The organism is Sphingobium sp., from assembly GCF_035511395.1.
GTDB lineage: Bacteria > Pseudomonadota > Alphaproteobacteria > Sphingomonadales > Sphingomonadaceae > Sphingobium.
Window position 1 is genome coordinate 1 of sequence record NZ_DATKFP010000061.1, and the last position, 12,365, is coordinate 12,365.

Annotated in this window: 14 protein-coding genes and 1 pseudogene; 6 read left to right on the plus strand and 9 right to left on the minus strand. The window is 63.4% G+C overall.

Going from position 1 to position 12,365, the window contains the following annotated elements; all coding sequences use genetic code 11:
* Positions 1-343: pseudogene (locus VMR39_RS03465) on the minus strand (ribonuclease D); the annotation flags it as partial.
* A 127-nt stretch (positions 344-470) separates the two neighbouring features.
* On the opposite strand from VMR39_RS03465, the gene aspS reads away from it, so the two are divergent.
* From aspS to VMR39_RS03485, 4 genes are all read left to right on the plus strand, one after another.
* Positions 471-2,255, plus strand: a complete 1,785-nt coding sequence (aspS, locus tag VMR39_RS03470) for an aspartate--tRNA ligase (protein ID WP_325414384.1) — start codon at positions 471-473, stop codon at positions 2,253-2,255.
* A gap of 88 nt (positions 2,256-2,343) precedes the next feature.
* Positions 2,344-3,144 (plus strand): polyphosphate kinase, encoded by an 801-nt coding sequence (locus tag VMR39_RS03475; RefSeq protein WP_325414386.1) that lies wholly within the window; start codon positions 2,344-2,346, stop codon positions 3,142-3,144.
* Positions 3,145-3,268: 124 nt separating this feature from the next.
* On the plus strand, positions 3,269-4,546 hold the full coding sequence (locus tag VMR39_RS03480) for a methyl-accepting chemotaxis protein (RefSeq protein ID WP_325414388.1): 1,278 nt from the start codon (positions 3,269-3,271) through the stop codon (positions 4,544-4,546).
* A 71-nt stretch (positions 4,547-4,617) separates the two neighbouring features.
* Positions 4,618-4,803 carry a hypothetical protein gene (locus tag VMR39_RS03485; RefSeq protein ID WP_179043923.1) on the plus strand — a complete coding sequence of 62 codons (186 nt, stop codon included), beginning with the start codon at positions 4,618-4,620 and terminating at the stop codon, positions 4,801-4,803.
* An 18-nt stretch (positions 4,804-4,821) separates the two neighbouring features.
* Here the strand turns inward: VMR39_RS03485 and VMR39_RS03490 are convergent, their stop codons facing one another.
* Both VMR39_RS03490 and VMR39_RS03495 read right to left on the minus strand, forming a co-directional pair.
* Positions 4,822-5,706, minus strand: a complete 885-nt coding sequence (locus VMR39_RS03490; RefSeq protein WP_325414391.1) for a bestrophin family protein — start codon at positions 5,704-5,706, stop codon at positions 4,822-4,824.
* A gap of 18 nt (positions 5,707-5,724) precedes the next feature.
* Positions 5,725-5,961, minus strand: a complete 237-nt coding sequence (locus tag VMR39_RS03495; protein ID WP_325414393.1) for a hypothetical protein — start codon at positions 5,959-5,961, stop codon at positions 5,725-5,727.
* A gap of 225 nt (positions 5,962-6,186) precedes the next feature.
* Between VMR39_RS03495 and VMR39_RS03500 the strand changes: the two genes are divergently transcribed.
* Complete coding sequence (locus VMR39_RS03500; RefSeq protein WP_325414395.1) at positions 6,187-7,065, plus strand: LysR family transcriptional regulator; 879 nt, start codon at positions 6,187-6,189, stop codon at positions 7,063-7,065.
* 30 nt (positions 7,066-7,095) lie between these two features.
* Here the strand turns inward: VMR39_RS03500 and VMR39_RS03505 are convergent, their stop codons facing one another.
* The 4 genes from VMR39_RS03505 to VMR39_RS03520 are packed head-to-tail and all read right to left on the minus strand — an operon-like array spanning position 7,096 to position 9,087.
* Positions 7,096-7,653 carry an LptA/OstA family protein gene (locus VMR39_RS03505; protein ID WP_325414397.1) on the minus strand — a complete coding sequence of 186 codons (558 nt, stop codon included), beginning with the start codon at positions 7,651-7,653 and terminating at the stop codon, positions 7,096-7,098.
* On the minus strand, positions 7,650-8,300 hold the full coding sequence (locus VMR39_RS03510; RefSeq protein ID WP_325414399.1) for an LPS export ABC transporter periplasmic protein LptC: 651 nt from the start codon (positions 8,298-8,300) through the stop codon (positions 7,650-7,652). The genes VMR39_RS03505 and VMR39_RS03510 overlap by 4 nt, the downstream gene beginning before the upstream one ends.
* Before the next feature lie 16 nt (positions 8,301-8,316).
* Positions 8,317-8,934: a ribonuclease D gene (locus VMR39_RS03515; protein ID WP_325414401.1), complete on the minus strand. Its 618-nt coding sequence runs from the start codon at positions 8,932-8,934 to the stop codon at positions 8,317-8,319.
* Positions 8,935-8,943: 9 nt separating this feature from the next.
* A complete protein-coding gene (locus VMR39_RS03520; protein WP_325414403.1) occupies positions 8,944-9,087 on the minus strand; it encodes a hypothetical protein in 144 nt (47 codons plus the stop codon).
* A gap of 125 nt (positions 9,088-9,212) precedes the next feature.
* Here VMR39_RS03520 and VMR39_RS03525 point away from each other — a divergent pair, with 125 nt between their 5' ends.
* The gene (locus VMR39_RS03525) at positions 9,213-10,061 is read left to right on the plus strand and encodes a cold-shock protein (RefSeq protein ID WP_325414405.1); all 849 of its coding nucleotides are present in this window, start codon (positions 9,213-9,215) and stop codon (positions 10,059-10,061) included.
* Positions 10,062-10,393: 332 nt separating this feature from the next.
* Here VMR39_RS03525 and VMR39_RS03530 read toward each other — a convergent pair whose 3' ends face one another.
* Entirely contained in the window at positions 10,394-11,755 is a 1,362-nt protein-coding gene (locus tag VMR39_RS03530; protein WP_325414407.1) for a methyl-accepting chemotaxis protein, read from the minus strand.
* A gap of 100 nt (positions 11,756-11,855) precedes the next feature.
* A partial coding sequence (locus tag VMR39_RS03535; RefSeq protein ID WP_325414409.1) for an EamA family transporter occupies positions 11,856-12,365 on the minus strand: 510 nt, incomplete at its 5' end.

Below are 12,365 nucleotides of genomic sequence, written 5' to 3' on the forward strand. Positions count from 1 at the left end.
GACCCAACGCCATGGCGGCGATCTGCGTGTCGAACATCGGGTGGGGCGTCTTGCCGGTCAGGTTGTGGACGATCTCGATGTCCTGCCCACCGGCATGGAAAACCTTCAGCACATCCTCATTGTCGACCAGCAGGTCGAGCAGAGGCTTCATGTCGAGACCCTGCGCCTTTGGATCGATCGCGGCCGCTTCATGCGGGTCGGCGACCTGCACCAGGCACAGTTCGGGCCAATAGCTGTTTTCCCGCATGAACTCGGTATCGACGGCGATATAGGGGGATTTCGCAATGCGGGCGCAGAAATCGGCGAGGGTCTTGCTGTCGGTAATCAGCGGATGAATTTGCATATGGTCTTCGATCTTATTATGGGCTGGCCCGCGTCCGGCGGACTGGTCAATGCTTGACAGGACCGGCCATAGCGGGGCTGCAACAGTTTGTCATTTCCGTAAAACGAATCTGAAAGATCGAAACGCCATGCATGCCTATCGCACTCATACTTGCGGCGCCCTGACCACGGTCGAAGTCGGCAATGAGGTCCGCGTATCGGGCTGGGTGCATCGCAAGCGCGACCATGGCGGGGTGCTGTTCGTCGATCTGCGCGATCATTATGGCATCACCCAAATCGTGGCGAAGGCCGACAGCGATCCGCTGCGCACGCTCGAAAGCCTGCGTCTCGAATCCGTCGTAACGATCGAGGGCAAGGTGGTTGCGCGCGCCGCTGAGGCGATCAACCCGAAAATGGCGACCGGCGAGATCGAAGTCGTGGCCGACAGCGTGACCATATTGTCCGCCGCCGCCGAACTGCCGCTGCCGGTGGCGGGCGAGCAGGAATATCCCGAGGATATCCGCTTGCGCTATCGCTTCCTCGATCTGCGTCGCGAAACGCTGCACGCCAATATCGTGAAGCGCACCAAGGTCATTTCCGACATGCGCCGTCGCATGGAAGGGATCGGCTTCACCGAATATTCGACCCCGATCCTGACCGCCTCCAGCCCCGAAGGCGCGCGCGACTTTCTGGTACCGAGCCGCATCCATGCGGGCAAATTCTATGCCCTGCCGCAGGCGCCGCAGCAGTATAAGCAGCTGCTGATGGTCGCGGGCTTCGACCGCTATTTCCAGATCGCGCCCTGCTTCCGCGACGAAGACCCGCGCGCCGACCGCCTGCCGGGCGAATTCTACCAGCTCGACCTGGAAATGAGTTTCGTCACGCAGGAAGACGTGTGGAACACGATGGAGCCGGTCATCGCCCAGGTGTTCGAGGAATTTGCAGAGGGCAAGCATGTCACGCCCGCGGGTAGCTTCCCGCGCATCCCGCATGCCGAAGCGATGCTGAAATATGGCAGCGACAAGCCCGACCTCCGCAATCCCATCATCATCCAGGACGTGACCGAACATTTCGTCGGCTCGGGCTTCGGCATCTTCGCGTCGCTGGTCGAAAGCGGCGCGCGCATCCGCGCGATTCCGGCACCCGGCGCGGGCGCAGGCAGCCGCAAATTCTTCGACGACATGAATGTCTGGGCGCGTGGCGAAGGCTATTCGGGCCTTGGTTATATCAACATCAAGGATGGCGTCCCCGGCGGTCCGATCGCCAAAAATCATGGCGAGGAAGCGACCGCCAAGCTGATCGAGGCGCTCGGCCTTGGTCCCAATGACGGCGTGTTCTTCGCCGCCGGCAAGGAATCGCAGGCGGCCAAGCTCGCTGGTCTGGCCCGCATCCGCGTGGGTGAACAGCTTGACCTCATCGACCAGAATCGGTTCGAACTGTGCTGGATCGTCGACTTCCCCTTCTACGAATATGACGAGGATACGAAGTCGATCGACTTTGCGCATAACCCCTTCTCGATGCCGCAGGGTGGGCTGGACGCGCTGAACAATCAGAATCCGCTGACGATCAACGCCTATCAGTATGACATGGTCTGCAACGGCTATGAGATCGCGTCGGGTTCGATCCGTAACCAGTCGCCCGAGGCGATGGTCAAGGCGTTCGAGCTGGTTGGCCTCAGCCAGGCGGATGTCGAGGAGCGGTTCGGCGGCCTCTACCGCGCCTTCCAATATGGCGCGCCCCCGCACGGCGGCATGGCTGCGGGCGTCGACCGCATCGTGATGCTGCTCTGCGGCGCGCAGAACCTGCGCGAAATCACGCTGTTCCCGATGAACCAGCGCGCCGAAGACCTGCTGATGGGCGCGCCCAGCGCTGCCGAGTTCAAGCAACTGCGCGAGCTCAACATCCGCGTCGTGGAGCCGCAGCCCAAGGGCTGAACGGCCGATCCATCGTTCCAGAAAGCCCCTGCGGTAACGCGGGGGCTTTTTTCTTGCGCTTGGATCAAGCTCCATCAATGATGGCGGTATGACAATCGACCTTGCCGATTACGAACAGGGCGCGAAATATAAGGGCGACTACGAGGCTGACCTCGCCGCCCTTCAGCGCCGCCTCGCCAAGATTCAGGTCGCACATATCCTGCACAACCGACGCAGTGTGATCCTGTTCGAGGGGTGGGATGCGGCGGGCAAGGGCGGCATCATCAAGCGGATGACTGCCGACTGGGATCCGCGCTACTATCAGGTCCATCCTATCGCCGCGCCGACCGAGATCGAACGCGATCATCATTTTCTCTGGCGTTTCTGGACGCGCCTGCCGGGCGGGCGCAATATCGGGCTCTTCGATCGCAGCTGGTATGGGCGCGTGCTGGTCGAGCGGGTCGAGGGCTATTGCAGCAAGGCCGAATGGAAGCGCGGCTATGATGAGATCAATGCCTTCGAAAAGCAACTGGCGCAGGCCGGTACCAATTTCGTGAAGCTGTTCGTCCACATTACCCAGGAAACGCAGGACGAACAGCTTGCCCAGCGGCTCGATACGCCCTGGAAGCGGTGGAAGACGGGCGCTGACGATTATCGCAACAGGGCGCGGCGCGCGGATTATCTCGACGCCATGCACGCCATGTTCAAGAAGACCGACAGCAAATATGCGCCCTGGCAGGTGATCGACAATAACAACCGCAAGGCGGGTCGGATCGCAGCGCTAACCCATGTCACCGATCGGCTGGAGCAACTTGTGCCGATGGATTTCCCCGATGCGGATCCGGCCGTGGTCAAACTTGCGCGGGATGCGTTCGGTTATCGCGCGGACAGGCCGGAAAAATCCTCTTGAAACAAGTGCTTGTCACATAATTGTCATTTTCGTCTAACTCCACGTTTACCATTACGGCGCTATTTCCGCCGACATGATTGCCGCTGTGCTTCCTTTTCCCGCAACCGATGCGCCTCCGGCGCAGATGCCTGTCGACCTGCATCTGGCGAAGGGCGGGCCGGTGATCCGGCTTGGACGCCCGCTCAGCGAAGCGGTCGACTGTTTCCAGCGCGATTCGGCGCTTCGGCTGCTGCCAGTGGTCGATGCCACAGGATGCCCGGTCGGCGCCATCTACGAGCGGGATATGCGCCGCATCCTGTTCAATCCCTTCGGCCATGCGCTGCTCCGCAACCCCAGCTTTGGTGGGCGGCTGGACGACCATGTCCGCTCCTGCGGCTGCGTCGAGCGGACGGCCGACGTTGAGGCGCTGGTCGATCTGTACGCCGCGCAGGGCGAAGGATGTGAAGGGCTGATCGTGACCGACCAGGGCCGCTTTGCCGGTGTACTGGGCGGGCCGTTGCTGCTGCGCCTTACCGCCCAGCGCGATGCGCGGGTTGCGCTGGCGCGGGCCGAGCGCGTCGAACGGATCACGCATGAAAGCGCCAGCTTCCGCGGTGATGTGGAGACATTGATCATCGATCTGGTGGCGATGGCGGATCAACTGTCGGCGCTGGCCAGCGAGGCGACCGAACGCGCTGCCGTCGATGGCGTGGACGCTGCGGCGATGGCGGTGGCGGCGACGCAGACATCGGACCGGCTGGCGGGAATCGCAGTGGGTGGCGTGGAACTGCGGCAGTTGTTCGCAGCCATGGAAGCGGAGGTGCGTGATGCCGGGGAGGCGATACGCGAAGCCGCGGCGCGGAGTCGGTCGGGTGCCGCGCAGAGCGAAGCGCTACGCAGCGAAGCGGACGGCGTCGGAGAGGTCGTGGGCCTGATCGACGAGATCGCGAGGGCCACCAGCATGCTGGCGCTAAACGCCAGCATCGAGGCGGCACGGGCAGGCGCGGCAGGACAGGGCTTTGCCGTGGTCGCGCGCGAAGTCCAGTCGCTGGCAACACAGACGCGGAGCGCTGCGGCGGAGATTGCAGGGCGGATCGACCATATCCGCATCGCGATTGGCGACGTGGCGGCCGGCCACGTCCATATGGACGCAACCATGACGCGGGCAGACAGCCTGTCGGCGGCGGTGTTCGACGCGGTAGCGCGGCAGGGCGCCTTCAGCCGCGCCATCGCGGACAGCGTAGCGGAAGTCGGCATGTCCAGCGATCATATCCGCACCGGGGCGCGGCAGATCAGCGACAATGCTTCCGCCCGCGCCTTGGGCGCACGGGAAATGCGCGACGTGGCGGGGCGGTTGGCGGAGGAGGCGCATCGACTGGAAGCGCGTACGGGCGGCTTCATCGCGGCGATGCGCGCAGCCTGACGATTCAAATGAACACTGGCATGCACAGCGAAAGGCGCTAGGCTGGCTCTCCATAAAAAGGAGAGGACGCCATGCTCGTGATGTTCGTCGGCACCGATCGCACCCAGACGGCGGTCAACCCCGCCCAGGTCACTTTCGTCACCCAGGTCACGGACGGCACCCGTATCCGCTTCAGCGAGGGGCGCAGCGTCACCGTGACCGAGCCGATTGGCGCGGTGCTCGACAGCCTCAACAACGCCTTACGTCCGCACGAATAGACGCAGATACGCCGACCTTTACCAGAGGATACCGTTGACCGGTTGCGCCGGCGGAGGGGCGGGCAGGCCGATCGCCTGATTGAGGTCGCCCTCGATCGTCGTGGTGATGCTGCTTAGCGGCAGGTCATGTACGTCGTTGCCGAACGGGTCGACCAGATCGTCGCCGATCTGCAGCACCGCGAGGAACATGAAGCCGGCAAAGGCGGAACCCACCGGCGTCGCCACGCCCAGCGTCTCGACCAGCCCGATTGGCAACAGGATGCAGAAGAGGCGCGTGAAATATTTGGGGAAGGCGCGATATTGAGCTGGTAACGGCGTGTTCTTGATCCGCTCCATACCCCCCTGCGCATTGGACATGTCGACGAGCAGTCCCTCGATCCGACTTTGCTGGATGGTGTCGATCCAGCCGGATCGCACCGCGTTCATCAGGGCGCGATCGGTGCCGTCCAGCACGCCATTGGCCGGGTTGCGCCGCTCCAGTTCGGGCAGATCGTCCGTCTCCAGCACCCGCTGCATGTCGGGCGCGGGATCCTGCCTGCGAAGCTGGCAACGCAGGGCGTGTACATAGGCGATGTGCCGGCGCACCAGCAGGTTGCCGAGCGCACGGCCATCGGGCGTGTCGGGCAGATAGGCCAGAACGGCGCGCGCGAAGCTGCGCGACACATTGACCATCGCGCCCCAGAGGATGCGGCCTTCCCACCAGCGTGAATAAGCGCTGTTGACCCGGAAGCCCAGAACCAGCGCCAGTGCCGTGCCAAAGATGGTCAGCGGCAGCGCGGGCGCCTTGAAGGGCGAGATATAGTAAAAGATGGTGACGGCAAGATCCCAGAAGAACAGCGCGATCAGCGCGCTCCATGCCTTCTGGAAGCTCTGCCGGATGCGGGGGGAGCGACCGACGATCATGATGGGTTCTTATTGATTCTAGAGGGCGTCGCCGCCCTCTTCGTCCAGTTTCAACCAGGCATGACGCAGCGCCAGGCTGCCGACGATGCCGACGACCTTGAGCATCGTGGCGTGGAGAGTGGGGGTGCTGTCCGCCAGCGCAAAGGCGAGGCAGATCAGGCCGAGCAGCATCGCGGCATAGACGGGAAGCGCCTCGATATCGTTCCAGGCGATGGGTGGATCGGCTTTGGCGCCGCGGGGGCTGAGCATCGACATGGCGGGATCTCCATTGGGGGACTAGGTGCGATTTCCCGTGAAAATGATGCGTCGCAAAAGCGTCCGTCAACGCGCCGCAGTCGACGCAAGCCAAGCTTGCGTTTCGCGAAACCAAGCAAGAAAAGCTTACAAAAACGTCGATTTAGAGAGACGCGGCAACAAAAGCATACGCTCGTGCAACAGCCTTCCTATTGCACCGCAGCATCGCTTGCCTAGCTTTGTCGGATGCCTGACCGCTTTGCCGAAATCGAATCCTTTGTGAAGATTGCCGAATCGGGCACCCTGTCCGAGGCGGCGCGACGGCTGGGCCTGTCGCTCGCGGCGACCAGCCGCCGGCTGTCGCAACTGGAGCAGCGGCTGGGCGTCCTGCTCATCCGCCGCAACAGCCGACACCTCAGCCTGACGGATGAAGGATCGCTGCTCTATGAACGGGCCGGGCAAGCACTGTCGGTGATCGCCGATGTCGAGACCGACGTGATGCGCCGCGCGACTGAGGCTGCCGGCCCGCTCCGGGTAGTGACCACGATCGGCGTCGGGCGCACGCGCCTGGCACCGCTGTTCCGCGACTATGCGATGCTGCATCCGGACGTGACCATCCATCTTGAAACCGCTGCCCAAGCCAGCAGCATCGTGGAAACCGGGCATGACATCGCCATCTGCTTCGATCCGCCACCCGATTCGGCGTTGACGATGAAAAGGCTGGCCGACAATCCGCGCCTGGTGTGCGCGGCGCCGGCTTATCTCAACCGACGTGGTCGCCCGGCTGGAACGGCTGAACTCGGCACGCACGACAATATCATCGTCGGCGACATGCAGCAGGATCTGTGGCGCGGCATCGTCGGGGAAAATCAGGGGCCGCGCGTAACGCTCAGCACCAATGACGCCGAACTGGCGCGGGCCTGGGCGTTGGATGGCGCGGGCCTCGTCATCAAATCGCTATGGGAAATTGCCGACGATCTCGATGCCGGGCGATTGGAGCCGGTTCTGCCGGACCTGCGTCTGCCGCCATCGGCGATCGCGGCGCTCTACATGCCTGGTCAGGGTGAGGGCGCCAAGGTGCGTTCCTGTCTCGACTTCCTTGCCCGGCATCTGAAGAAAGGGTGAGGCTGGCGGCGCCACCGCGCCCGGCCTCGATCAATTCTTGCGCTGCGGTACCGTGAAGGTGCCCGACACCCGCCCGCTCGGGCTGGTCGACGTACCGGCATTGCTGCCGGTCGAACGGCCATCCACTGTCGACCGTCCACTATTGAGGTCCATCACCAGTCGACCGCCGGTCAGCCGATTCGACCCTTGCGTCAGCGCGACATCGCCCAGCATGGTGATCAGCTTGGCGTTGAGGTCGTAGATGGCAACATTGCCGCGTGCGGTCTGGTCCGCCTTGCGCACCACGACATTGCCCGATGCGTCGATCCGGTTGATCTCGATGCCATTGGTATCGGTGCCGCCGCCCGGCTGATTCTTGTAGGCGACGGTCATGCGCGCGGCGTTCAGCGTCATGCCAGCCTGCGTCACTTCAACATTGCCCGACACCAAGACGCGATCGGCGCGGTCCTGCACCTCGATCCGGTCCGCAGTGAAATTGACCGGGGCGTTGCTGTCATGATTCTTGAACACCTGCGCACCGGCGCCGGCGATCATGACGCCGGCAGTGCCAAGAAAGGCAGTCGTCAGCAGGATCAGGGTGCTTTTCATCTATTCTGCCCTTTGAGGCCATTTTGTTCGATGCGCAAGTTCGCCCGACCGTTCAGCGTCACGGTGCGCGCGCCCATATCCGCTTCCAGATGATCGGCGCTGAACGTGCCGATCGGGATTCGCCCGTCGACCCGCCCGGCGCTCTTCATCCGCCGGGTAGTGAGGTCCACGCCTACGTCGCGCGTCGTGAGGCGATAGCCGCCCGCCGCTTCGAACTGCACCGGCCCGTCGATCGCTACGCGTTCGCTTTCCATGTCGTACCGGCCCTTCTGCGCAGTCAGGACCGCTGGTCCGTCCGACAAAAGTATGCGTGCCGACATGGCATTCAAGTCGACGATCGGTTCGCGCGAGCTTTTCTGTACCGCGGACCCGGCCCGCAACGAGAAGGGCTGACCCTTGCTGTCCTCGCCCCGATAGAGGGCTTCGGTCACGCGCATCCGTTCGGTCGCGACATCGACCTTGTTCTTGTCGAGCACGAAGCTGACCTTGTCACCGCCGGTGAAAGGTGCGGTCGCCAGCAGCGCGGCCAGGACGCCGACCGCGACAGGCAACCAGCCCTTGAGCAGCTTGACCAGCCGGTCATGACTACCGCCGGGGCGCGCCCATTGACGGCGTACGTCGCGTTGCTGATCGGCCTGGACGGACATGGCGGCGGACGCTCCCTTACATATGAGCGAAGATGTCGATCTCCGGCCAACCGGCCAGATCGAGTTCGGCGCGGTGCGGCAGGAAATCGAAACAGGCCTGGGCCAGTTCCATTCGCCCCTCGCGCACTAGGCGCTTGTCCAGTTCCGCTTTCAGTGCATGGAGGTAGCGTACGTCGGATGCGGCATAATCCTTCTGCGCATCCGACAGGATTGGGCCGCCCCAGTCGCTCGACTGCTGCTGCTTGCTGATGTCCTGGCCCAGCAGTTCGCGCACCAGTTCCTTCAGGCCATGGCGATCGGTATAGGTGCGCACCAGACGCGACGCGATCTTCGTGCAATAGACCGGAGCAGCCACAACGCCGAGATAATGCTTGATCGCGGCAATATCGAATCGGCCGAAATGATAGAGCTTCAACCGCTCCGGGTCGGCCAGCACGGCGCGCAGATTGGGCGCGGCATAATCGCTGCCGGGGTTGAAACGCACCAGATGCTCGTCGCCCTTGCCGTCGCTGACCTGGACCACGCACAGGCGATCGCGCGGGGTGATGAGGCCCATGGTTTCGGTGTCGACGGCGATCGGGCCGGGGGCAAGGACGCCCGCAGGCAGATCTTCTTCATGAAAATGCACGGTCATAACTCCCCCTTATGGCGAAACCGGACGCACCGCAATCGAGCCTTTGCTCTCATGCTGCATTGCGATAAACGGACGGGAATATGCGATGAAATGCAGGAAAATCCGGCTTTTTAGCGCAAAAGAACGGAACATGACCGCGACGATGAAAATCATTCGCTCTGCCCTGAAAAGTTGATATAGTGAGTCCCAAACCCGCCTTTGCGGTGGATTCTGCATGTCATTCGCCCGACATGTTTGTCCGATTGTCTTTGGGGCGAAGCGAAAGTGACTAACAGGGCATGAGTTTTGACAGAGGTCGCCGCGGCGGGCGCGGCAAGGATAAGCGCGACGGTTTCGGCGACGACAACTTCTACGGCGGCGGCGGCGGCGGTGGTGACCGTGGCGGCTTCGGCGGCGGTTTTGGCGGCGGCGACCGTTTCGGCGGTGGTGGCGGCTTCGGCGGCGACCGTGGAGGTTTTGGTGGCGGCGGTGGTGATCGCGGCGGCTTCGGCGGCGGCGGTGGTGGCCGCGGCGGCTTTGGCGGCGGTGGTGGCTTCGGCGGCGGCGGCGGCGGTGGTCGCGGTATGCCGGCCCAGGTCGTTGGTGAAGGCAAGGGCGTCGTAAAGTTCTTCAACGGACAGAAGGGTTTCGGCTTCATCGTTCGTGACGATGGCGGCGAAGACGTGTTCGTGCATATCAGCGCGGTCGAGCAGGCGGGCCTGACCGGTCTGGCTGAAGGTCAGCCGCTCGGCTTCACCCTCGTCGATCGTGGCGGCAAGGTGTCGGCGACCGATCTGGTGATCGACGGCGAGCCGCTCCCCGTTACGGATCGCGCGCCGCGCGAGCCGCGTGAACCCCGCGCCGGCGGCTTTGGCGCCGATCGTGGCGGCTTCGGTGGCGGCGATCGTGGTCCGCAGCGTCAGCTGACCGGCGAACGCTCCAGCGGCACCGTGAAGTTCTTTAATGCGATGAAGGGCTTCGGCTTCATTCAGCGCGATGATGGCCAGCCCGACGCATTCGTGCATATCAGCGCCGTCGAACGTGCCGGCATGGGCGCCCTCAATGAAGGCGACCGTCTGGACTTCGAACTGGAAGTCGATCGTCGCGGCAAATATGCTGCGGTGAACCTTCAGACGAAGGCCGACTAAGGCGCGCTTCAAGGACCATCCCTGTTACAGGGGAGAGGATAGAGAAGGGGTCGTCCGGTCGGGCGGCCCCTTTTTTCTTGGCGTGCCGGAGTGGGGTGCGTTGGGGCGCAACCTTTATCCATCCGTACAGGGCGTGTCGAACGCCCGCCCCTTCTCAAAGACGGGACAAGGGTTTCAGAGACTAGGCCAGAGCGTCCTTATTCGAAGCTACTACGAGCAATCGGCAATGATGCGGCGGCCAGCACCTGCGCGCTGGGTTGGCGGGCGCAATGAGGGATGACCGGCCGGACGGGTGTGATCGGCAGCGTTCCCACCCGATGGATCGACGGCCGTCAGCCCTGATCCTGATAAGCCATCTGCAATATGCCCCAATGGCGTCCGCGGACATGGATGGATGCGATGACCTGCTTCAGAAGCACGATCTCGCCCTCGGCCGTCGGTCGGCGATAGGCCTTGATGCAAAATGGCTGAGTGATCTTGCACTGTTCGCGCGTGTCGGCGAAGTCGAAGATCAGTCCCTGGCGGGCATGTTCCGCGTTCCAGACATCGTCGCCTTGCCGCTGAGGATGCGATCGTTCTGGCATGGCGAGCGCGCCATAGGCATTGCGATCGGTGAAAGTCATACCGAACAGGCCGGGATAGGTTCTTGCCACCTCCTGCCGGGCGCGCGCTGCCGCCAGCATCACCGGCTGGATGGGATGGCTGTACTGGACCGGGTTCGTGCCCAGGATCGGCGCATAATGCTCGCTGAAAACCTCGGATTCGCTGATCCGCCCTTCGGCAATGGCCTGTTCGATCGAACGCGCGACCGCTTCTGCCGATTCGAGGCTGAAACGGATATAAGGCGAATCGGGAATATCGACGCCGCTCTCGGCGAGATATTGCAGCAGCAGATTGGTGTCTTCGCTGGCGCTGGTGATGCGACCGGACAGGCGTTGCAGGCCACCGGCATTGTCGCTCGACGTGCTGGCCAAAGCTGCCAATCCGGTGCGGATCTCGCCCGCCGATCCGACCATCGATCCGATGCGCTGGGCCACGCCTTCGCTGTTGCTCGACAGATCGAGCATCAGCGCGGCCAGTCGTTCGACCAATGCTTCGATGTTGCGTGTGTCGGACTGCGCGGTGCGGGCGGTCTGGGCGCCGCGCATGATACTGTCGAGCATGCCGCCCGCCTCGCTGGTCAGCGCTGTGATCGACTGTTCGATCGTCTGTGTGGCTGTGCCCGTTTCCTGTGCCAGTTTCTTCACTTCGGCGGCCACTACGGCAAAGCCACGCCCGGCGTCGCCCGCTCGTGCAGCCTCGATCGTTGCGTTGAGGGCGAGCAGGTTGGTCTGGCTGGCGATGCCGCTGATCACGCTGGTGACATGGGCAACCGTCTTGAGCGCTTCGCCAAAGCCGTCGAGTCGGGCGTGGATTCGACTTACCTGTTCGATCAGGTCGACGAAATTGCCGTTCGCCGTCGACAACTGCCGGCCCGAGTCATCGATGATGGCGCGCGCGGCAACGGCTTTCTCGCGCGCGTCCTGCCCCGCCAGCGAGACGCGTTCGCCATCCTGCGACAATTGCGCGGCGGCACCGCTGATCGCCTCGATCGTGCGGGCCTGTTGCGTCACCCGCTCGGCGAGTTCGCTAATGTCCGCCTGGAGGTCGAGCGTGCGTATCCCCAGGTCGCCCGACAATTTGGCGACCTTCATAACTGCGCTTGCGACGCTATCGGATTGCGTGTCCCTCATCACGATGCAAGGGCTATCCGGCCGTGGTAAATTAAGCGTTAGCGCTTCGGCTCGATCCGTCTCAGAGCGCGCCGGCCAAAGCCAGCATCACGCCGCCTACCACCAGCATCAAGCCGATGGCTTCGCTCCGCTGCATCCCTTCCCGGAGGTAGAAGTGGCCGAACGCCATGGTGAAGACGACTTCGATCTGGCCGACGATCCGCACCAGCGCGACAGGCGCGGTGGCGAATCCGGTGAACCAGCAGGCGGAACCAAGCGCTGAGAGCAGGCCGACCTGCCCCGACACGCGCCAGCTGGTGAAGACCCGGCCGATCTCGCCCCGTTCGCGCACCACCATCCAGCCGCCCAGGATCACCGTCTGGAGCAGCACGGTTACGCACAGTACGATCAAGGCGGCGAGGATGCGATCCTCGCCACCAACTTCCTGCGTTGCGCGGCGGATGCCGATTGCGGTCAGGGCGAAGAAGAAGCCCGATGCGATGCCGGTGATCGCCGCGGGCTGGGCGAGGGCGCGGAGAAAGTCCATCACTCCCATCGGCTTGCCGCCGGTCGACAGCAGCATCACGCCCGT

Bases quoted from the DNA above. Each gene is read 5' to 3' on its own strand.
- VMR39_RS03485 (WP_179043923.1), top strand. From the start codon at position 4,618: ATGCTCGTGATGTTCGTCGGCACCGATCGCACCCAGACGGCGGTCAAC.
- VMR39_RS03500 (WP_325414395.1), top strand. From the start codon at position 6,187: ATGCCTGACCGCTTTGCCGAAATCGAATCCTTTGTGAAGATTGCCGAA.
- VMR39_RS03510 (WP_325414399.1), bottom strand. From the start codon at position 8,300: ATGTCCGTCCAGGCCGATCAGCAACGCGACGTACGCCGTCAATGGGCG.
- VMR39_RS03530 (WP_325414407.1), bottom strand. From the start codon at position 11,755: ATGAAGGTCGCCAAATTGTCGGGCGACCTGGGGATACGCACGCTCGAC.
- VMR39_RS03515 (WP_325414401.1), bottom strand. From the start codon at position 8,934: ATGACCGTGCATTTTCATGAAGAAGATCTGCCTGCGGGCGTCCTTGCC.
- VMR39_RS03505 (WP_325414397.1), bottom strand. From the start codon at position 7,653: ATGAAAAGCACCCTGATCCTGCTGACGACTGCCTTTCTTGGCACTGCC.
- VMR39_RS03525 (WP_325414405.1), top strand. From the start codon at position 9,213: ATGAGTTTTGACAGAGGTCGCCGCGGCGGGCGCGGCAAGGATAAGCGC.
- VMR39_RS03495 (WP_325414393.1), bottom strand. From the start codon at position 5,961: ATGTCGATGCTCAGCCCCCGCGGCGCCAAAGCCGATCCACCCATCGCC.
- VMR39_RS03490 (WP_325414391.1), bottom strand. From the start codon at position 5,706: ATGATCGTCGGTCGCTCCCCCCGCATCCGGCAGAGCTTCCAGAAGGCA.
- VMR39_RS03480 (WP_325414388.1), top strand. From the start codon at position 3,269: ATGCCTGTCGACCTGCATCTGGCGAAGGGCGGGCCGGTGATCCGGCTT.
- aspS (WP_325414384.1), top strand. From the start codon at position 471: ATGCATGCCTATCGCACTCATACTTGCGGCGCCCTGACCACGGTCGAA.
- VMR39_RS03520 (WP_325414403.1), bottom strand. From the start codon at position 9,087: ATGATTTTCATCGTCGCGGTCATGTTCCGTTCTTTTGCGCTAAAAAGC.
- VMR39_RS03475 (WP_325414386.1), top strand. From the start codon at position 2,344: ATGACAATCGACCTTGCCGATTACGAACAGGGCGCGAAATATAAGGGC.